Raw genomic sequence first — 19,647 nt, forward strand, 5'->3', positions numbered from 1 at the left:
AAGCTGAAGATCGACCGCGCCTTCGTCGCCGACCTCGACCAGCGCGGTGGCGTCGCCGAGGCCAAGCTCGCGGGCCGCCGCCAGCGCCGACAGCGCGGTGGCGCCGGCCCCGAGCAGCACCACCTGCCCGCCGGGCGAGGTCGTCCCGGCCTCCCGAACGGCCTCGACGATGCCCGCGACGTCGGTGTTGTCGCCCCGGCGGGTGCGCAGCCCGGGGTCGGTCCAGCGCGGGTCGGTACCGGCGTCGGCGTCCACGGCCGGCCCGAACGTCACCGTGTTCACCACGCCGAGCAGACCCGCCAGCGGCGACACCTCGTCGAGCAGGGGCAGCACGGCGCGCTTGAGCGGCATCGTGAGCGACAACCCGGCCCAGCCGTGGTCGAGGCCGTCGAGGAAGGCGGGCAGGTCTGCCTCGCGCACCTCGACCGCCTCATACGACCAGTCGTCGAGGCCGAGCGAGCGGTACGCCGCGGCGTGCAGCGCGGGTGACAGGGAGTGCGCGACCGGCGACCCGAGGACGGCCGCCCGCCTCACCGGACGACCCGCCTCACCGGACGACCCGCCTCACCGGACGACCCGCCTCACCCGTTCTGCTCCAGCCACTCCTGGAACTGCGACTTGGCGGCCAGGAACTCGTTGTAGTCGGAGGTGAACACCGTCTCGCCGGTGTCGCCGTTCACCGTCACGAAGTACAGCCAGTCGCCCTCGGCCGGTGCCAGCGCCGCGGCGAGCGCGTCCTCGCCCGGGTTGTTGATCGGGCCGGGCGGCAGGCCGCGGTTGAGCCGGGTGTTGTACGGCGAGTCGGTCTGCAGGTCGCTCGCGGTGAGGTCGAGGTTCCGCTTCTGCACGATGAAGCCCACGGTGGAGTCCATGCCGAGGGTCTCGCCGCGGTCGATGCGGTTCTGGATCACCCGGGCGACCTTGGCCATGTCGTCGGCGCGGCTCGCCTCGCCCTGCACGATCGAGGCCCGGATCAGCACGTCGCGCCGCTGCGCGGCCGGTACCCCGAGCGAGTCCATCGCCTGGGTGTGCCGGGCGACCATCGCCTGCAGCACCTCGAGGGCGGTGACGTCGGGGTCGAAGTCGTACGTGGCCGGGAACAGGTAGCCCTCGGCGCTGCCGCCCGCCTCGGGCGGCAGGCCCAGGGCGGGGTCGGCCAGGGCGGCCTGCAGCTCCTCGACCGGCAGGCCGGTGTCGGCGCTGATCTCGGTGAGGGTCTCGCTCACCCACCGCCCCTCGGGCAGCGCCACCCGCAGCGACTGGCGCGAGGCCGGGTCGAGCAGCAGCGCGAGCGCGTCGGAGGCCTTCATCTCCGTGCGGACGCGGTAGGTGCCCGGCTGCAGACCGGCGGCGTCGGCGTTCGCCTGGAAGGCGGCCACGAACGCGGCGCGCGAGGCGACCACGCCGGCCTCGACCAGCGTCTCGCCGATGCGGCCGCCGGTGTCGCCGGCGTTGACGACGACGTCGACCTCCTCGCCGCCCGGTCCGGCGAAGTCCTCGGGCGGCGGGTCGCCCTCGAGCCGCTCGAGCAGCGGGCTCACGAACGAGGACCAGCCGGCGTAGACGGCACCGCCGAGCAGCGCGAAGCAGATGACCAGCACGACCGCGGCTCGCCCGCCCCGGCCGCGACGGCCGCCGCGGCGACCGCGTCGACCCCCCGCGCCGGGCTCGAGGTCGTCGTAGGCGTCGTCCGGGTAGTCGGCCACCGCGTGGTCGTCGTACGCCTGCTCGTCGTACACCTGGTCGTCGTACGGCTGCTCGTACGGCTGCTCGTACGGCTGCTCGTACGGCTCCGGCTCGGGCTCGGCCACCGGCACGGCGCGGGTGGGCGCGGGGTCGGGCCCCGGCTCGGGTACGGACGCGGTGGTGCGGGGCCCGCGGGGGGTCTCGGCCGGCACGGCGCGCGGGGCGAACCGGTGGCTGCGCTCGACCGCCTCGAGGTCGAACACCTCGTCGCGGTCGTGGCCACCGACGACGGCGTCGAAGGACGGCTCGTCGCCGGCGTCCGGCCCCGTGGTGCGACCGGCGGTCGACTCCGGCGGGAGCCGGAGCTCGCCGGTGTCGTCGCGCACCGCGTCGGGGACGGCCCCGGGCCGCACCCGGCGGCCCCGGCGGCGCTGCGGGGGCGTGGCCTCCCCCGCGCCGCCCGGGCCCTGCTCGAGGTCACTCATCCAGCGGGGCCTCCTGCGCCCGCGGCGACGGTCCGTCCGTCCCCGCCCCGGGCGCGACCAGCGTGCCCGGTGGACGTCCCGACGCCCTCTCGGCGTCGAGCGCGTCCTGCAGCAGCACCACCGCGGCGACCTGGTCGACCACCGCGCGCTGCCGCCGCCCTCGCACCCCCGATCCGCGCAGCTGCCGCGTGGCAGCCACCGTGCTCAAGCGCTCGTCCACCAGCCGCACCGGCACCGGCGCCAGCAGGCGGGCGAGGGCCTCAGCGTAGCCACGCGCGGCCTCGGCCGCGGCACCCACACGCCCGGACAGGTGCAGCGGCATGCCGACGAGCACCTCGACGGCGTCCCGCTCGGCCGCCTCGGCGGCCACCGCGCGCTGGTCGGCGCCGCCCTGCTCGTCGCGGGCGAGCGTCGCCACGGCCGAGGCCAGCAGGCCGGAGGGGTCGCTCGCGGCGAGCCCGACGCGGACCGTCCCGACGTCGACGCCGAGCCTCACGCCCTGCCTCACCGGGGGGACCTCACCTGCAGGACCGGGCGGGTGTCATCGGCCTGCGCTCATCGGCCGGCGGTGACCGTCTCGCCGACGGCGTGCTCGACCGCGCGCAGCGCCTCGGCGACCTTCGACGCGTCGGTGCCGCCGCCCTGGGCGAGGTCGTCCTTGCCGCCACCGCCGCCGCCGAGGGTCTGGGCGGCGAGCCGCACGAGCGCGCCCGCCTTCACGCCCCACTCGCGGGCGGTCGGGTTGGTCGCGACGACGACGAGCGGGCGGTCCTTGGCCACGCCGGCCACGGCGACGACGGCGGGACCGGCGTCGCCGAGGCGTCCGCGCACGTCGAGGGCGAGGGTGCGCACGTCGTCGGCCGACGACACCGCGCCGGCGTCGTGCCCGACGAAGCGGACGCCGAACACGTCGGTGGGCGACTGCGCGAGCCCCGCGGCCGCCGCCAGCACCTGCTGCGCGGCCTGGTCGGCGAGCCGCTTCTCGGCCGCCTTGAGCTGGGCCGCGAGCGCGGCGACGCGCTCGGGCAGCTCCTCGGGGCGCACCTTGAGCGCCTCGGACGCGGTGAGCAGCAGCGCCCGCTCGGCGGCCAGGGACCGGAACGCCTCGATGCCGACCAGCGCCTCGACGCGGCGGACGCCGGCGCCCACCGACGACTCGCCCGTGAGCACCACCGGCCCGACCTGGGAGGAGTGCGACACGTGGGTGCCGCCGCAGAGCTCGCGGCTCCACTCCCCGCCCATCTCGACGACGCGCACCTGCTCGTCGTAGGTCTCGCCGAACAGCGCGAGCGCGCCGCGCTCGCGGGCCTCGGGGAGCGTCATGTACGTGGCCGAGACGGGCAGGTCGCGCCGCACCGCCAGGTTGGCGACCTCCTCGACCTCGCTGCGGGTGGCCGGCGACAGCGCGCCCGGCCAGGCGAAGTCGAGCCGCAGGTACCCGGGCTTGTTGTACGAGCCGGACTGCAGCGCCGTCGGTCCGAGCACCTGCCGCAGCGACGCGTGCATCACGTGGGTGCCCGAGTGCGCCTGGCAGGCGCCGAGGCGCCACTGCTCGTCGACCGCGGCCAGCACCTCCTGTCCCGTGGTCACCTCGCCCGAGGCGACCCGGACGCGGTGCACGACCAGGCCCTTCACCGGTCGCTGCACGTCGAGCACCTCGAGGGCGAGGCCCCCGTGGCCGGTGATCGAGCCGGCGTCGGAGTCCTGGCCGCCGGACTCGGCGTAGAACGGCGTCTGCTCGAGCACGACCTCGACGACCTGCCCCTGCTGCGCCGCGGGCACCGGCTCGCCGTCGAGGAGCAGCCCGCGCACCTGCGTGCCGGTCTGCAGCTCGGCGTACCCGGTGAACGGCGTGGGGCCGGCGTCGCGCAGCGCGCGGTAGGCGGTGGTGTCGGCGCGGCCGCCCTTCTTGGCCCGGGCGTCGGCCTTGGCCCGCTCGCGCTGCGCCGTCATCAGCCGGGTGAAGCCCTCGCGGTCGACGGTGACGCCCTGCTCGGCCGCCATCTCGAGGGTCAGGTCGATCGGGAAGCCGTAGGTGTCGTGGAGCTGGAACGCCTGCTCGCCCGCCAGGGTCGCGCCCCCCTGGGGCGTCGACAACTTCGCCTGCCGCACAGCGGTGTCGAGCAGGACCGTGCCGGACGCGAGGGTGCGGCGGAACGCCTCCTCCTCGGCGTAGGCGACGGCGGAGATGCGGCCGAAGTCGGCCTCCAGCTCCGGGTAGGACTGCGTCATCCGCTCGAGGCTGACCGGCAGCAGCTCGGGCAGGGTGGCGGCGTCGACGCCGAGCAGCTTCATCGCGCGCACGCTGCGGCGCAGCAGCCGGCGCAGCACGTAGCCGCGTCCCTCGTTGCCGGGGGTGATGCCGTCGCCGATGAGCATCAGGCCCGAGCGCAGGTGGTCGGCGACGACGCGCATCCGCACGTCGTCGTCGTGGTCGGCACCGTAGCGCCGGCCCGACAGCTCGGACGCCTTCTCGATGACCGGGTAGACCTCGTCGATCTCGTAGAGGTTGTCGACGCCCTGCAGCAGGTAGGCCACGCGCTCCAGGCCCATGCCGGTGTCGATGTTCTTGCTGGGCAGCGGGCCGACGACGTCGAACTCCTCCTTGGAGCGGACGTCGGTGACCTCCTCCTGCATGAACACGAGGTTCCAGATCTCCAGGAACCGGTCCTCGTCGACGACCGGGCCGCCGTCGGGGCCGTACTCGGCGCCGCGGTCGACGTAGATCTCGCTGCACGGCCCGCCGGGCCCGGCGACGCCGGTGTGCCAGTAGTTGTCCTTGCGGCCGCGGCGTTGGATGCGCTCGGCGGGCAGCCCGGCGACCTTGCGCCACAGCTGCTCGGCCTCGTCGTCGCCCTCCAGGACGGTGACCCAGATCTTGTCCGGGTCGAAGCCGTAGCCGCCGTTGTGCTGCTCGTTCGTGACCAGCTCCCAGGCGTACTCGATCGCGCCCTCCTTGAAGTAGTCGCCGAACGAGAAGTTGCCGTTCATCTGGAAGAACGTGCCGTGCCGCGTGGTCTTGCCGACCTCCTCGATGTCGAGGGTGCGCACGCACTTCTGCACGCTCGTGGCGCGCTGCCACGGCGGGGTCTGCTGCCCGGTGAGGTACGGGATGAACGGCACCATGCCGGCCACCGTGAACAGCAGGGTGGGGTCGTCGCTGATCAGCGACGAGCTCGGGACGACGGCGTGGCCCCTGCCCTCGAAGTAGGACAGCCAGCGCCGGCGGATCTCCGCGGTCTCCATGGGTTCTCGGGTCCTGTCGGGTCGTGGGTCGAGGTCGGACGGACCTGGCGGGCGGGACCGGGACGGCCCCGGGCGCTCAGCGGTCGTCGACCTCGCTGGCCGGGTTCTCCAGCAGGTCGGCGACACCGCGGCCGTCGATCTCCCCCGACACGGCCGCGCGCAGCACCTCCTCGCGCTCGGCGGCGGACGCCCGCACGGCGTCGGCGAACTCGCGCAGTCCGTCGCCGAGGCTGGACAGGCCGTCGCCGACGCTGCCCGCGATGCCCTGCGGCGTGTACTGCTGGGCGGTGCGCGTCACCTGCCGCACCACCAGGACGCCGGCGGCCGCGCCGAGCGCGACCCAGAACAGCTTGCCGATCACCGCTTGCTCCGGCGGCCCCGGGTGGCGCCCGGCTTGCGGCCGCCGCCCATCGCCTGGCGCACGCCGTAGGTGAACGCGGCGACCTTGATGACCGGCGAGCCGAGCGTGGCGGCGAACAGCGCGGTGAGCGCCGACACGTTGGTGGCCACCTGCACGCCGTTGTCGCTGATCACGCCCACCTTGGTGGTGATCGTGTCGACCTTCTGCAGCTGGTGGTTCGTGTGGCCGACGGTCTCGGTGACGCCGCCGATCAGGGGCAGCGTCTCGTCCGAGAGCTTGCGGACCGTGCTGCCGGCCTCCTCGATCGTGTTGCCCAGCTTCCACATGGCGCGGGCGATCGGCAGGACGATGATGAGGAACCCCAGGGCGAAGACGCCCCCGATGATCGTCCCTGCGAGCTCTGCTGGCGACATGGGCGTCAACCTACCCGGTCGTCCGGGAGCCCCCCACCGCAGTTCCGCGCACGTCCGGCGCCGCCCCCGAGGCGGCGCCGGACGTGCGGCTGCGCTGTGTCAGCGGGCGTAGAACTCCACGACCTTGGCGACGTCGCACCGGATCGGCACCAGCTCGCGCGCCGGCGCGGCGAGCAGCGTGACCGCGAGCTCCTCGAGCCGGACGTCGAGGTAGGCCGGCACCTGCGGCAACACCTCGGCGTGGCCGCCCGCGGCCGCGACCTGGAACGGCAGCTTCTCGCGGCTGCGCGGGGCGATCGACACCGTCTGGCCCGGCGTCACGCGGTACGAGGGACGGTCGACCCGGCGGCCGTCGACGAGCACGTGGTGGTGGGTGACCGCCTGGCGCGCCTGGGCCGTGGTGCGGGCGAGCCCGGCCCGCAGCACGACGGCGTCGAGGCGGCGCTCCAGCAGCTCGACGAGCACGTCGCCGGTCTGCCGCGACGACCTCTTCGCCTCCTCGACCGCGCGGCGCATCTGCTTCTCCCGGATGCCGTACTGCGCGCGCAGCCGCTGCTTCTCGCGCTGGCGCACGGCGAAGTCGCTCTCGTTGCGCCGGCGCGAGCGCCCGTGCTCCCCCGGCGGGTACGGGCGGTTCTCCATCAGCCGCGCGGCCTTGGGGGTGAGGGCGATGCCGAGGGCGCGGGACAGGCGGACCTGGCGGCGGCTGCGGTCGGGACTGGCGGGCACGTGCGTCTCCTCGGTGAGGTCGGTGGCGGACGGGGCTGACCGCGATCTGGAGTTAGGATAGCCTCACCTGCATGACCGAGTACGCCACCCACCCCGGCCTGGTCCCCGCGGCCGAGCTCGCGACCACCGTCCTGGCCGGCGCGGGCGCCGCCTCGCTGGCCGGTGACGGGCACGAACCTGTCGGCGTGCTGCACGGGCTCGACCTCGACGGCACCCCGGTGCTGCTCGCCGGTCCCGAGCTGGTCCGGGCGCTCGGTCTGGTGGGTGAGCACGACGACGCCGTCGCCCGCCTCGAGGTCACCGACCTGGCCCCGGTGGTCGACCTCACGATGCACCGCGCCCAGGTCGAGGTCACCGGCTGGGTGCGGCTCGTCCCCTCGCACGCGGTGGCCTCGCGGCTCGGCGCCCGCTCGCGGGCCGACCTCATCGTCGCGTTCGCGTCGTGGCCGGGCGCCCGGTTGCTCGAGCTCGACGTCGCCGAGGTCGTGCTGCACGCCGGCGCCGGCTGCGCCCACCTCGCCCCCGAGGACCTGCGGACGGCGCTGCCCGATCCCGTCGGCGCGCACGAGGCCGAGCTGGTGCAGCGGCTCGGCGACGACCTCGGCGCGGCCCTGCTCGAGCTCGTCCGCGGCATCGGCCACGCGCACCACGTCGACGGCGGCCCGGCCCGCCCGCTGGCGGACGCGCAGGAGGCGCGGGTGGTGGGCGTCGACCGCTACGGCCTGACGGTGCTGTGCACGCTCCCGGACGACGACGCAGCCGGATGCTGCGAGCATGCGTCGCGCTCGACCGTGCGGGTCCCGTTCCCGGCGCCGGTGTCGAGCGCGGCCGAGGCCGAGCGGGCCGCGCTGGCCCTGGTGGCGGGCGGACGCGGCTGCCCGCACGGCTGCTGAGCTACTGCTGCGGCTCGGTCTCGGCGGGGTCGCCCGCAGCGACCGGGCCGCCCAGCAGCTCGCGCAGCCGCTCCAGCCGGGGCGCGATGTCGCGCTCGTAGCCGCGGTCGGTCGGCTCGTAGTACCGCGCGCCGACGAGGGGGTCGGGCAGGTACTGCTGCGTGGCCACCCCGTGCGGCTCGTCGTGGCTGTACCGGTACCCCTCGCCGTGCCCGAGCTGGCGGGCGCCCGGGTAGTGCGCGTCGCGCAGGTGGGCCGGCACCGTGCCCATCCGGCCGGCGCGCACGTCGTCGGTGGCGCGGCCGATGCCGAGGTAGGACGCGTTCGACTTCGGCGCGGTGGCGAGGTGCACGACGGCCTGCGCCAGCACGATCCGCGCCTCCGGCATGCCGATCAGCTGCACCGCCTGCGCCGCGGCGACCGCGGTCTGCAGCGCGCTCGGGTCGGCCATGCCGACGTCCTCGGACGCCGCGATGACGATCCGGCGGGCGACGAACCGCGGGTCCTCCCCCGCCTCGAGCATCCGCGCGAGGTAGTGCAGCGCGGCGTCGACGTCGGAGCCGCGCATCGACTTGATGAAGGCCGAGGTGACGTCGTAGTGCTGGTCGCCCTCCTTGTCGTACCGCACCGACGCGACGTCGATCGCCTGCTCGGCCGCGGCGAGGGTGACGCGGCCGCCGTCGGCGGCGCCGGCCGCCGCCTCGAGCGAGGTGAGGGCGCGGCGCGCGTCTCCACCGGCCACCCGCACCAGGTGGTCGAGGGCGTCGGCGTCGACCTCGACCTCGCCGGCCAGCCCGCGCGGGTCGGTGCGGGCGCGCTCGAGCAGGCCGCGGACGTCGTCGTCGGACAGCGGCCGCAGCGTCAGCACCAGCGAGCGCGACAGCAGCGGCGAGATGACCGAGAAGGACGGGTTCTCGGTGGTGGCGGAGACCAGCACCACCCAGCCGTTCTCGACGCCGGGCAGCAGGACGTCCTGCTGGGCCTTGGTGAACCGGTGGATCTCGTCGAGGAACAGCACGGTCGTGCGGCCGTGCAGGTCGCGCTGGTCGCGCGCCTCCTCCATCGCCTTGCGGACGTCGCGCACACCGGCGGTGATCGCGGACATCTCGACGAACCGGCCACCGACGCCGCGCGAGACCACGTGCGCCAGCGTCGTCTTGCCGGTGCCGGGCGGTCCCCAGAGCAGCACGGACGACAGCCCCGCGCGGGTGCCGGCGGCACGGCCCTCGACCAGCCGCCGCAGCGGCGAGCCGGGGACGAGCAGGTGCCCCTGGCCCACGACCTCGTCGAGCGACCGGGGTCGCATCCGCACGGCCAGCGGCGCGGCCGGTCGTCCGCTCGAGGGGTCGTAGCCGTCCTCGGCGTCGTCGGCGTACGCCGACGAGAACAGGTCCGTGCTCACCCGCCGACCGTAACGCGCTCGTCGGACGCCGGTCCGACGCCTACCGTCGCGCACGTGGAGCAGGAGACCGACGCCGCGGCGCTGCTCGCCCTGGTCCGGCGCTGGCAGGCCGCCGGAGTCCCGTTCTGGGTCGGCGGCGGGTGGGGCGTCGACGCCCTCGTCGGGCGGCGGACCCGGCCGCACGCCGAAGTCGACGTCGCCCTGCACGCGGACCGGTTCGACGACGTGCTCGCCGGGCTGCTCGCCGACGGGTTCGAGGTCGAGACCGACTGGCACCCCGTCCGCGTCCAGGTCGCCCACCGCGACGGCCGCCGGGTCGACCTGCACCCGCTCACGCCGGCCGCGGACGGCAGCGCGACCCAGCCGGGTCTGGACGGCCACGAGTTCCACTACCCCGCCGACGCCTTCGCGACGGGGACGGTGGACGGCGTCCCGGTGCCGTGCCTGTCGGCGCGCCAGCAGCTGGCCTTCCACCAGGGCTACGACCACCGGCCGCAGGACGTGCACGACCTCGCCCTGCTGCGCCCGCTGCTCGCCGACGGGGGCTGAACGGGTGGCCCGTCCGCGTGCCCGGTGCACGGCGCGCCGCACCGGCTGAGACGCTGTGCGCGTGAGCAGCGTCCCCCCGCGCGCCGGCGCCCACGCCGCGCCCCGGGTCGGCGTCCTGGGCGCCCTCGGCCGCGCCGTCGGGCGTCACCCGGTCGTGGTGCTCGTCGTCTGGGTCCTGCTGTCCGCCACCGGGTTCGCCGCCGCGTCCGGCGCCTTCGGCGAGGGCCTGTTCGACCGGCTCTCCAGCGGCGAGCCCGACGTGCCCGGCGAGTCGCGCGAGGGTCGCGAGCTGCTCGTCGACGCGAACCGCGGCGGACCCTCCGTGCAGCTCGCGGTACGCGGCGTCGACCTCGCCGAAGAGGACCTCGTCGCCGTCCTGTACCCGGCGCGCGAGCAGCTGCGCTCGATCGCCTGGGTCGAGTCGGTGGCCGACCCCTACGCCTTCCCCTCCCCCGACGCACCCGACCCGACCGACCCCCGGGCGGGCGCCCTGGTCGCCGAGAGCCGCGACGGCTTCCTCGTCTCGGTGTCGCTCGTGCCCGACCTCACCGCCGAGCAGGAGGACTCCTCCCTGGCCACCGTGCACTCGCGGCTGCGCCAGCTCGGCGAGGAGGTCCGGGTCGTGGCGCCGCAGGCCGAGGTCGAGATCGGCGGCCTGAGCGACCTGGTCGACGCGATCAACGCCCAGGTCGAGGAGGACCTGCGGTCGGGCGAGGGCATCGCGCTGCCGATCAGCCTGCTGGTGATGGTGGTGGTGTTCGGCGGCTTCCTCGCCGCGGGCATCCCCGTGGTCGGCGCGATCGCGTCCATCGCCGGCGGTCTGGCGTCGCTGCTCGGCTTCTCGCACCTGATCGACCTCGACGCCACGGTCGTGAACGTGGTCACCGTGCTGGGCCTCGGCCTGTGCATCGACTACGGCCTGCTCATCGTCAGCCGCTTCCGCGACGAGGTGCGGGCGGTGCACGGCACCAGCCCCGACGACCTCACCCGCGCCGAGGCCGCCGAGGCGCTCGGCCGGACGATGGCGACCGCGGGCCGCACGGTGGTCTTCAGCGGCGTCACCGTCGGCATCAGCCTCGGTGGCCTGCTGCTGTTCGAAGCGTCGATCCTGTCGGGCACCGGTGCCGCCGGGCTCTCCGTCGTCGCGATCGCGCTGCTGGTGGCGCTCACCCTCGTCCCGGCGCTGCTGGCCCTCGGGGCGCGGAAGCTGGCCCGTCCCGGCGTGCTGAACGGCCTGCCGCTGGTGCGCCGGCTCGGCGACGTGGCGCCGGACGAGGGCTTCTTCAGCCGCCTCGCGCGGCGCGTGCAGCGCCGCCCGTGGTGGGTCGTGGTCGGGGTGCTCGCGCTCCTGGTCGTGCTGGCGCTGCCCGTGCTGGGCATCACGCTGCGCAGCTCGGCCGAGGACCTGCTGCCCGGCGACCACCCGCAGCGACAGTTCTACGCCGGTCTGCGGGAGGACTTCCCGTTCTCGGTGCCGCCGGCGGTCACGGTCGTCAGCGACGGCAGCGACGCCTCCGTCGGCGAGGCGCTCGAGCAGTGGTCGGACGACGTCGCCGAGCGCGTCGACGGCGTGGCGTCGGTCGACCCGCCCGTGGTCCTCGGCGACGTCACCTACGTCGGGGTGCGGCTCGCCAGCACCGACCCCGGCGGTCGCGAGGCGGCCGAGGTCGTCCGCGCGCTGCGCGCCGACCGTCCGGCCGGCCTGGACGTGAAGGTCACCGGCCAGGCGGCGGGGCTCGTCGACTTCGCGGCGTCGATGGGACGGTCGGCCCCCCAGGCCGTCGGCGTCGTCGTGCTGGCGACGTTCGTGCTGCTGTTCCTCATGACCGGGTCGATCCTGATCCCGCTCAAGGCGCTGCTGCTGAACGTGGTCTCGCTCGGCGCCTCGCTCGGCGTGGTCGTGTGGGGGTTCCAGGAGGGCCACCTGGCCGGGCTCCTCGACTTCACCACCCCCGGCGGCATCGAGACCGTCATCCCACCGCTGGTGCTGGCCCTCGGGTTCGGCCTGGCGATGGACTACGAGGTGTTCCTGCTGTCGCGCATCAAGGAGCTGCGCGACGCCGGCCTCGACAACGACGCTTGCGTGGTCGCCGGCCTGCAGAAGTCGGGCCGCATCATCACCTGCGCCGGGCTGGTCATCGTCGTGGTGTTCGCGGGCTTCGTCGCCGGCGACATGCTGGTGATCAAGGAGACCGGTGTCGCGCTCGCCGTCGCGGTCGTCATCGACGCGACGCTGGTGCGCATGCTGCTCGTCCCGGCTGCGATGACCCTGCTGGGAGAGTGGAACTGGTGGGCGCCCGGCCCGCTGCGCCGCCTGCACGCCAGGATCGGGGTGACCCACTGACCGCCGCCGACGACGACCCCTACCTGCGCTGGCAGGTGCCGCCGGACGCGGTGCTCGAGCGGTGGGACGACCCGGAGGGCGTCGCGCTGCTGCAGCAGGGGCGCCAGGGCGTCCCCGTCCTCACCGTGGTGGGGACGCCCGCCACGGCCGTCCGGCTGGCACCGGCCGCACTGGAGGCGCACGACGTCCACCGCACGACGCTGCCGCGCGGCGCCGTCGAGGCGCTCGACCGGCACGCCCCCGAGGCCGCCGCCCGGCTCCACGGCGGTGCCGACTGGGACTGGTTCTGGACGGCCTCCGCTCCCCCGGCCCAACCCGGCGAGGACGCCGTCGTGCGGCTGCTCGACGCCGACGACGAGGTGCGCGACCTGCTCGCGGTGTCGAGCCCCCGGCACAGCGCGGTTCCCGGCACACCCGGGATCGAGCGCTGGATGGGCCTGCGCGAGAACGGCTCCGGACGGCTGCTCGCCTGCGCCGCGAACGAGCCGTTCCGCCCGGGCGTGCCGCACCTCGCGTCGGTGGCGACCCACCCCGACGTGCGCGGACGCGGGCTGGGCGCCGTGGTGACGGCCGCGATCACGCGCGGGCTGCTCGACGACGGCTTCCCCGTCGTCACCCTCGGCATGTACGCCGACAACGACGTCGCGCGCCGGCTGTACCTGCGGCTCGGCTTCACCTGCGCGCACGAGTTCACCTCGCGCGCAGTGCGTCCCGCCGCCTGATCACCCGAGCGCGAGTGACTCGCCGGGCCACCGCGAGCGCAGCCACCGGTCGTGGCTCACCGCCACCAGCGCGCCGCGCCGCTCGCCGAGCGCGAGCTCGAGCTCCTCGACCAGCGTGAGCGAGAGGTGGTCGGTGGGCTCGTCGAGCAGCAGCACGTCCGGGTCGTCGACGACGAGCCTGGCCAGCGCCACCCGCCGCTGCTGCCCCACCGACAGCTGCCCCACCGGCGTGCGCAGCTCGCGCGGGTGCACCAGCCCCACGTCGAGCAGCGCCGCGACGTGGTCGTCGACCTCGCCCTCGCGCCCGGACGCGAAGACGCTCAGCACGTTCAGCGACGGGTCGGGCCAGACCGTGTGCTGCGCGAGCAGCCCGACGCGGGTGCCGCGGGCGCGCAGCACCGTCCCCTCGTCCGGCGCGAGGTGGCCCGCGAGCGCGGCGAGCAGGCTCGACTTGCCCACGCCGTTCGGCCCGACGACGAGCAGCCGGGTGGCGGCGGTGACGTCGAGCGCGCCGAGCGCCACCCGCCCACGGACGAGCAGGTCGCGCACCTGCAGCAGGACGCGGTCGCCCGTCCGCTCCCTGAAGGACGACGAGAACCGCAGCGGCGCAGGCGGTCTGCGCACGACGGCGCGGTCGAGCTCGGCCAGCCGCTGCTGCGCGTCGCGCACGCGCCGCGACACCGCGGCGTCCACCCGGTTGCCGAAGAAGTGCGGCGCGTACTTGTCGTTGTCGCGCGCGGCGCGGTTGTCGTGGCCGATGCGGTGCCCCGACCCGCGGGCCAGGACGGTCAGCCGGTCGTGCTCGTCCTGCCACTCCTCGTACGCCTGCTCCCAGCGGGTGCGCGCCGCCGCCTTGGCGTCGAGGTAGGCCGTGTACCCGCCGCTGGACCGGGTGGGCCGGCCGTCGAGGCCGGGGTCGAGGTCGACGACGGACGTCGCCACGGCGTCGAGCAGCACCCGGTCGTGGCTGACGACGAGCACCACGCCGTCGTGCGCCCGCAGCCGCCCCTCGAGGAACGTCACGGCGTCGTCGTCGAGGTGGGTGGTGGGCTCGTCGAGCAGCAGCACCGCCGGGTGCCGCACCAGCAGCGCGGCGAGGGCCAGCCGGTGGCGCTGGCCACCGGAGAGCGTGGCGAGCGGACGGTCCCGGCCGACGTCCGCCAGACCGAGGCCGTCGACGGCGGCGTCGACGCGGGCGTCGACCGTCCACGCGTCGTGGGCCTGCAGCGACTCCAGCACCTCGCCGTAGGCGTGCAGCAGGTCGGGGTCGTCGCCGCGGTCGGCCAGCGCGGCCTCGAGCCCTGCCCGCCGCTCCTGCAGCCCGTCGATCTCGTGCCGGGCGTGCGCCAGGACGTCGGCGACGGTGCGACCGGACGAGGCGTCGACCTGCTGGCCGAGCAGGCCGACGTCGCCGTGACGGCGCACGGTGCCGTGCTCGGGCGCCAGCAGGCCCGCTGCCACGCGCAGCAGGGTCGACTTGCCGGAGCCGTTCTCGCCGACGACGCCCAGACGCTCCCCCGCGCCGGCGACGAGCGAGACGCCGTCGAGCACGAGGCGGGGCCCGTACCGGACGACGACGTCGTCGAGGGCGAGCTGCGGCCGTCCGGCGACGACGGGGGCGGTGGTGGGTGCGGGGTGGGTCATGGAGGTGAGCCGATCTGCCGACGGGGGTGCCCGCCGGGCGCGGCCGACCGCTCGGTCGGCTGCCTCGGACGCGGGCGGGTCACGGCTCAGCTCCACATGGTGCGACCACCCTCGCTCGTGGCACGACCCGGTGTCCAACCCTTTCCCGGGGCCTCGCTAGCGTGCAGCGGTGTCACCCGTCGAGATCGTCCTGCTGGCCGTCGCGCTCGCGATGGACGCCGTCGCCGTCTCGCTGGCCCGGGGCATGGCCGTCGGTCGCGCCGACCGCCGCGAGGCCCTCCTGCTGGCCGGCGCCTTCGGCCTCTTCCAGGCCCTGATGCCCCTGCTGGGGTGGCTGCTGTCGTCGCTGTTCGCCGACCTGGTGCGCTCGGCCGCACCGTGGATCGCGTTCGGCCTGCTGCTGCTCATCGGCGCGAAGATGATCAAGGAGTCGTTCGAGGACGACGACGAGGACGACGCCGCCTCGGCCCGGCTGCCGCTGCTCGCGGTGCTGGGCCTGGCCGTCGCCACCTCGATCGACGCGTTCGCGGTCGGCGTCACCTTCGCCGTGCTCGACGTCGCGGTCGGCCCCGCGGTCGTGGTGATCGGCGTCGTGACCTTCGCGCTGTCGCTGGTCGCCGTGCTCGTCGGTGCCCGGGTCGGACGCTGGCTCGGCAGCCGCGCCGAGCTGTTCGGCGGCGTCGTGCTCGTGCTGATCGGCGTCCGGATCCTGCTGGACGGCCTCGGCGTCCTCTGACGCGGACGCCGCCACCGCAGAGTGTGAACCCCAGGGCGCGACACGCCGGCGTGTCGCGCCCGAGGTTCACACTCCGCGGGGTGGGGCGCCCGTCAGCCGGCGGGCTGCACCGGGGCGGCCGGCTTGGCGTCGACGCCGGCCTCCTTGCGCTGCTGGGCGGTGATGGGCGCCGGGGCCGCGGTGAGCGGGTCGTAGCCGCCGCCGGACTTCGGGAACGCGATCACCTCGCGGATCGACTCCGACCCGGCCAGCAGGGCGACGATGCGGTCCCAGCCGAACGCGATGCCGCCGTGCGGCGGGGCGCCGTAGGCGAAGGCGTCGAGCAGGAAGCCGAACTTCTCCTGCGCCTCGTCCTGCGTCAGGCCCATCAGCGCGAACACCCGCTCCTGCACGTCGCGGCGGTGGATACGGATCGACCCGCCGCCGATCTCGTTGCCGTTGCAGACGATGTCGTAGGCGTACGCGAGCGCCTCGCCCGGCGCGTCCTCGAACGAGTCGAGGAACTCGGGCTTCGGCGAGGTGAAGGCGTGGTGGACGGCGGTCCAGGCGCCCGACCCGACCGCGACGTCGCCGGACGCGACCGCGTCGGACGCCGGCTCGAACAGCGGGGCGTCGACGACCCAGAGCAGCTTCCAGGCCGACTCGTCGACGAGGCCGCCGCGGCGGGCGATCTCGACGCGGGCGGCGCCCAGCAGGGCGCGGGACGACTTCGCCTCCCCCGCACCGAAGAAGATGCAGTCGCCCGGCTGCGCGCCGGTGTGGGCGGCCAGACCGGCCAGCTCGGTCTCGGACAGGTTCTTGGCCACCGGGCCGCCGAGGGTGCCGTCCTCCCCGACCGTCACGTAGGCCAGGCCCTTGGCGCCGCGCTGCTTGGCCCACTCCTGCCAGGCGTCGAACTGCCGGCGCGGCTGCGAGCCGCCACCGGGCATCACGACGGCGCCGACGTACGGGGCCTGGAAGACGCGGAAGCCGGTGCCGGAGAAGTACTCCGTGCAGTCGACCAGCTCGAGGTCGAACCGCAGGTCGGGCTTGTCGGTGCCGTACCGGGCCATCGCGTCGGCGTAGGTCATCCGCGGGAACGGCGCCTCGAGGTCGACGTCGACCAGCTTCCAGAGCGCCACGAGCACCTGCTCGGCCAGGGCGATCACGTCGTCCTGGTCCACGAAGCTCATCTCGATGTCGAGCTGGGTGAACTCGGGCTGGCGGTCGGCGCGGAAGTCCTCGTCGCGGTAGCAGCGCGCGATCTGGTAGTACCGCTCCATCCCGGCGACCATCAGCAGCTGCTTGAACAGCTGCGGGCTCTGCGGCAGCGCGTACCAGGAGCCGGGCGCGAGCCGGGCGGGCACCAGGAAGTCGCGGGCGCCCTCGGGGGTCGACCGGGTCAGCGTGGGCGTCTCGACCTCGACGAAGTCGTGCGCGTCGAGCACCTCGCGGGCCGCCTTGTTCACGGCCGAGCGCAGCCGCAGGGCGCGGGCGGGGCCGGGGCGGCGCAGGTCGAGGTAGCGGTGCTTGAGCCGGGCCTCCTCGCCGACCTCGACGTGCTCGTCGAGCTGGAACGGCAGCGGCGCCGACGGGTTCAGCACCTCGACCTCGGTCGCGACGACCTCGATCTCGCCGGTGGGCAGGTTCGGGTTCTCGTTGCCCTCGGGGCGGCGGCTCACCTCGCCGGTGACCCGCAGGCAGTACTCGGCGCGCAGGCCGTGCGCGACGTCCTCGTCGCGGACGACCACCTGGGCGACGCCGCTGGCGTCGCGCAGGTCGAGGAACGCCACGCCGCCGTGGTCTCGCCGCCGGCCGACCCAACCGGTCAGCGTGACGGTGGTCCCGGCGTCGCCGGGACGCAGCGATCCGGCGGTGTGTGTGCGCAGCACGGTGGCGCTCCTCCTGGTGGTGTGCCCCGGCAGGTGCCGGGAGGACGGTGCGATCCTACGGAACCCGCGGCGCAGGGCCTGCACCAGAATGGTCCGGGCACCCACCGCGGGAAGCGGCTTGACCCTCACGCGGCGTGAGGGCCCAGCGTGGTGGGTGCGCCGCCGCCGGCGGCGCGAGGGAGGACCCGACAGGAAGGACCGTCGCCGTGGGGCTCACGGTCGGCCAGGTGGCCGCGCTCGCCGGGGTCAGCGTGCGGACGCTGCACCACTACGACGAGATCGGCCTGCTGCGTCCCGGTGGACGCAGCACGGCCGGCTACCGGCTCTACGACGACGACGACCTCGACCGGCTGCACCAGGTGCTGCTGTACCGGGGTCTCGGGTTCACCCTCGACGACGTGGCCGCCGTCCTCGACGACCGCTCGGTGCCCGCCACCGAGCACCTGCGCCGCCAGCTCGCGCTCCTGGAGGAGCGCATGAACGAGTTGGAGGACATGAGGCTGGCGGTCCGCAAGCAGCTGGAGGCACGTTCGATGAACCTGCGCATCACCCGCGAGGAGCAGTTCGAGATCTTCGGACCCGACTACGCGAGCAAGCACGAGTCCTACGCCGCCGAGGCGGAGGAGCGCTGGGGCGACACCGACGCCTGGAAGCAGTCCCAGGCCCGCACGTCGCAGTACACCAAGGAGGACTGGCAGCGGCTCAAGGCCGAGATGGACGAGCTGAACGGCCGCATCGGCGAGGCGTTCACGGCCGGCGTCGACCCGACGAGCGACCAGGCGATGGACCTCGCCGAGGAGCACCGGCAGCAGATCACCGGTGCGTACTACGACTGCTCGCTCGAGATCCACCGCGGGCTCGGTGAGATGTACGTCGCCGACCCGCGCTTCACGGCGACCTACGACGCGGTGGCCACGGGGCTCGCCCCGTGGCTGCGCGACGCGATCGCGGCGAACGCCGACCGCCAGGAGGCGGCCGACGCGCGGTGAGCGCGTGGAGGGCGACCGAGGGGACGGGGCCTGCCGGCCCGGTCAGCACGGCCGGGACGGCGGGTCCTCCTCAAGGATGTCCTGCAGCACCTCGCGCAGCTGCGCGACCTGCTCGTCGCCGTAGCGCACCCGCCAGCTGCGCTCGAGCGCGGCGAAGGCGTCCTTGGCCGCCTGCTGGCAGGCCGCGCCGCGCGAGGTGAGCCGCAGCGTCTTCGCCCGTTGGTCGGCCGGGTCCGGCTCGACCACCACGTAGCCCCGCCCGACCAGGTGCGCCACCTGCTGGCTCACCGCCTGCTTGCTCACACCGGCCTGGGGCACCAGCGCGCTCAGCCGCACGCCCTCGTCGGCGTCGAGGTGCCGCAGCACGTTCGCGCCGTGCGCCAGGCTCATGTCCGGGTACCCGGCGTCGGCGAGGCGCTGCTCGAACTCCGTCACGTACCTGCCCTGGACGCGCCCGAGCAGGGCGGCCAGCGGCAGGCGGGACGCGGGCGGCGGCACGACCCCATGGTCGCGCACTCCCCCGCCCGTCGTCCCGGTCGCGCCGCGGCTCAGCGCCGTGCGGGACGGGCGGTGCGCGCCACCAGCGGCACGTAGACCGCCGCCACCACGACGTGCGCGAGCGCCAGCCACAGCCGGTCGGCGAGCGCGATGCCCGGCATGGCGAGCGGGCCGGCGAAGGACAGCACCAGGAACGCCACCGCCACCACGGTCCAGACGCGCCCCGGACGGGCGACCGTGCGCTCCAGCACCTCCAGCAGCGCCCAGCCCAGCAGCGCGGCGGTGAGCGAGCTCGCGACGAACGCGCTCACCTCGACGGCGGCCGAGGTGCCGTCAGGCGCCTCGACCAGCAGGTCGGCCCCCGCCACCGGCACCGCCACCACCCACACCAGAACGGCGGCGAGCACCGCCAGCACCACCGCCACCGCCCGGCGCGCCCGCGGCCTACCGCCCTGCGCCCGCGCCGCGGTCGTCTCCTGCGTCGTGGTCATGCGGTCCTCCGAAGGTCGTCAAGTGGTTGACGACAACCGTCCCCCGCGTCACCGAGGATGTCAAGTGCTTGACCAAGCGCGTCAGCGCGGACGGCGCGACGCACCCGCCCGGGCGAGGCGCACCTCGAGGGCCCGGTAGAGCTCACCCCACGCGGCCGCCTGCGCCTCCCGCAGCCGCCGGCAGGCCGTCGAGACCCGTGCGTCCGGGACGACGCCCGTCGCGGCGGTGTACGCCGCGACCGCCTGCGGGTCGTGCAGGACCAGCAGGTCCCACTCGACCGGGCCGCGCCACGCGTCGTCGAGGTCCCACCAGCGCAGCCGGCCGCCCTGGACGACGGCGTTGCCGAGGTGCGGGTCGCCGTGCAGCGGCACCAGGCGTGTCAGGTCGTCGTGGACGAGATCGACGAGCACCGAACGCATCTCAGCGAGCGCGTCCTGGTTCTGCTCGCTGATCTCCGCCGCGCGCGCACCGGTGAGGTGCCCGAGCCGGGCGAGCAGCTGCGCGCCCCGGTGGGCGTCGGCCGCGACCTGCTCGGCGCCCGGCAGCGCCTCGCGCGAGTCGCGGACCGCCGCGTGCAGGTCGGCGAG

18 protein-coding genes and 1 pseudogene are annotated in these 19,647 nt (G+C 75.1%); 6 read left to right on the forward strand and 13 right to left on the reverse strand.

Translation table 11 applies throughout. The features are described 5' to 3' along the window. The 7 genes from ACYVKY_RS02195 to rpsD form a co-directional block, all read right to left on the reverse strand. The coding region (locus tag ACYVKY_RS02195; protein WP_460433356.1) for a shikimate dehydrogenase family protein at positions 1 to 534 on the reverse strand (534 nt) is incomplete at its 3' end. Between the two features lie 47 nt (positions 535 to 581). Beyond that, the gene (mltG, locus tag ACYVKY_RS02200; protein WP_460433357.1) at positions 582 to 2,171 is read right to left on the reverse strand and encodes an endolytic transglycosylase MltG; all 1,590 of its coding nucleotides are present in this window, start codon (positions 2,169 to 2,171) and stop codon (positions 582 to 584) included. Further along, the gene (ruvX, locus tag ACYVKY_RS02205; RefSeq protein WP_460433358.1) at positions 2,164 to 2,679 is read right to left on the reverse strand and encodes a RuvX/YqgF family protein; all 516 of its coding nucleotides are present in this window, start codon (positions 2,677 to 2,679) and stop codon (positions 2,164 to 2,166) included. Before ruvX ends, mltG begins: the two co-directional genes overlap by 8 nt. Positions 2,680 to 2,726: 47 nt before the next feature. Beyond that, complete coding sequence (alaS, locus tag ACYVKY_RS02210; protein WP_460433359.1) at positions 2,727 to 5,417, reverse strand: alanine--tRNA ligase; 2,691 nt, start codon at positions 5,415 to 5,417, stop codon at positions 2,727 to 2,729. A gap of 76 nt (positions 5,418 to 5,493) precedes the next feature. After that, positions 5,494 to 5,778, reverse strand: coding sequence for a hypothetical protein (locus ACYVKY_RS02215; protein WP_460433360.1), 285 nt, complete (start codon positions 5,776 to 5,778; stop codon positions 5,494 to 5,496). Next, a complete protein-coding gene (locus ACYVKY_RS02220) occupies positions 5,775 to 6,191 on the reverse strand; it encodes a DUF948 domain-containing protein (protein WP_460433361.1) in 417 nt (138 codons plus the stop codon). The genes ACYVKY_RS02215 and ACYVKY_RS02220 overlap by 4 nt, the downstream gene beginning before the upstream one ends. A 99-nt stretch (positions 6,192 to 6,290) precedes the next feature. Continuing rightward, positions 6,291 to 6,920, reverse strand: a complete 630-nt coding sequence (gene rpsD, locus ACYVKY_RS02225) for a 30S ribosomal protein S4 (RefSeq protein ID WP_460433362.1) — start codon at positions 6,918 to 6,920, stop codon at positions 6,291 to 6,293. Between the two features lie 71 nt (positions 6,921 to 6,991). Here rpsD and ACYVKY_RS02230 point away from each other — a divergent pair, with 71 nt between their 5' ends. Beyond that, positions 6,992 to 7,813: a DUF2470 domain-containing protein gene (locus tag ACYVKY_RS02230; RefSeq protein ID WP_460433363.1), complete on the forward strand. Its 822-nt coding sequence runs from the start codon at positions 6,992 to 6,994 to the stop codon at positions 7,811 to 7,813. 1 nt (position 7,814) lies between these two features. On the opposite strand, the gene ACYVKY_RS02235 is transcribed toward ACYVKY_RS02230, so the two are convergent. Further along, positions 7,815 to 9,215 (reverse strand): replication-associated recombination protein A, encoded by a 1,401-nt coding sequence (locus ACYVKY_RS02235; protein ID WP_460433364.1) that lies wholly within the window; start codon positions 9,213 to 9,215, stop codon positions 7,815 to 7,817. A gap of 54 nt (positions 9,216 to 9,269) precedes the next feature. Between ACYVKY_RS02235 and ACYVKY_RS02240 the strand changes: the two genes are divergently transcribed. The 3 genes from ACYVKY_RS02240 to ACYVKY_RS02250 all read left to right on the forward strand — a co-directional run bounded on the left by ACYVKY_RS02240 (position 9,270) and on the right by ACYVKY_RS02250 (position 12,830). Further along, positions 9,270 to 9,764, forward strand: coding sequence for a nucleotidyltransferase domain-containing protein (locus ACYVKY_RS02240; RefSeq protein WP_460433365.1), 495 nt, complete (start codon positions 9,270 to 9,272; stop codon positions 9,762 to 9,764). A gap of 61 nt (positions 9,765 to 9,825) precedes the next feature. Beyond that, positions 9,826 to 12,108: an MMPL family transporter gene (locus ACYVKY_RS02245; protein ID WP_460433366.1), complete on the forward strand. Its 2,283-nt coding sequence runs from the start codon at positions 9,826 to 9,828 to the stop codon at positions 12,106 to 12,108. Beyond that, on the forward strand, positions 12,054 to 12,830 hold the full coding sequence (locus ACYVKY_RS02250) for a GNAT family N-acetyltransferase (protein WP_460433367.1): 777 nt from the start codon (positions 12,054 to 12,056) through the stop codon (positions 12,828 to 12,830). The genes ACYVKY_RS02245 and ACYVKY_RS02250 overlap by 55 nt, the downstream gene beginning before the upstream one ends. Here ACYVKY_RS02250 and ACYVKY_RS02255 read toward each other — a convergent pair whose 3' ends face one another. Next, the gene (locus ACYVKY_RS02255; RefSeq protein WP_460433368.1) at positions 12,831 to 14,474 is read right to left on the reverse strand and encodes an ABC-F family ATP-binding cassette domain-containing protein; all 1,644 of its coding nucleotides are present in this window, start codon (positions 14,472 to 14,474) and stop codon (positions 12,831 to 12,833) included. 169 nt (positions 14,475 to 14,643) lie between these two features. On the opposite strand from ACYVKY_RS02255, the gene ACYVKY_RS02260 reads away from it, so the two are divergent. Next, a complete protein-coding gene (locus tag ACYVKY_RS02260) occupies positions 14,644 to 15,210 on the forward strand; it encodes a manganese efflux pump MntP (RefSeq protein WP_460433369.1) in 567 nt (188 codons plus the stop codon). A 92-nt stretch (positions 15,211 to 15,302) separates the two neighbouring features. On the opposite strand, the gene aspS is transcribed toward ACYVKY_RS02260, so the two are convergent. Next, positions 15,303 to 17,081 (reverse strand): aspartate--tRNA ligase family protein, encoded by a 1,779-nt coding sequence (gene aspS / locus ACYVKY_RS02265; RefSeq protein WP_460433370.1) that lies wholly within the window; start codon positions 17,079 to 17,081, stop codon positions 15,303 to 15,305. Between the two features lie 206 nt (positions 17,082 to 17,287). On the opposite strand from aspS, the gene ACYVKY_RS02270 reads away from it, so the two are divergent. Beyond that, positions 17,288 to 18,070 (forward strand): MerR family transcriptional regulator, encoded by a 783-nt coding sequence (locus ACYVKY_RS02270; RefSeq protein WP_460433371.1) that lies wholly within the window; start codon positions 17,288 to 17,290, stop codon positions 18,068 to 18,070. 42 nt (positions 18,071 to 18,112) lie between these two features. On the opposite strand, the gene ACYVKY_RS02275 is transcribed toward ACYVKY_RS02270, so the two are convergent. The 3 genes and pseudogenes from ACYVKY_RS02275 to ACYVKY_RS02285 form a co-directional block, all read right to left on the reverse strand. Further along, entirely contained in the window at positions 18,113 to 18,568 is a 456-nt protein-coding gene (locus tag ACYVKY_RS02275) for a MarR family winged helix-turn-helix transcriptional regulator (protein WP_460433372.1), read from the reverse strand. 50 nt (positions 18,569 to 18,618) lie between these two features. Then, a complete protein-coding gene (locus ACYVKY_RS02280) occupies positions 18,619 to 19,059 on the reverse strand; it encodes a DUF6069 family protein (protein WP_460433373.1) in 441 nt (146 codons plus the stop codon). Between the two features lie 81 nt (positions 19,060 to 19,140). Continuing rightward, positions 19,141 to 19,647: pseudogene (locus ACYVKY_RS02285) on the reverse strand (hypothetical protein); the annotation flags it as partial.

This window comes from Angustibacter speluncae (assembly GCF_054777815.1).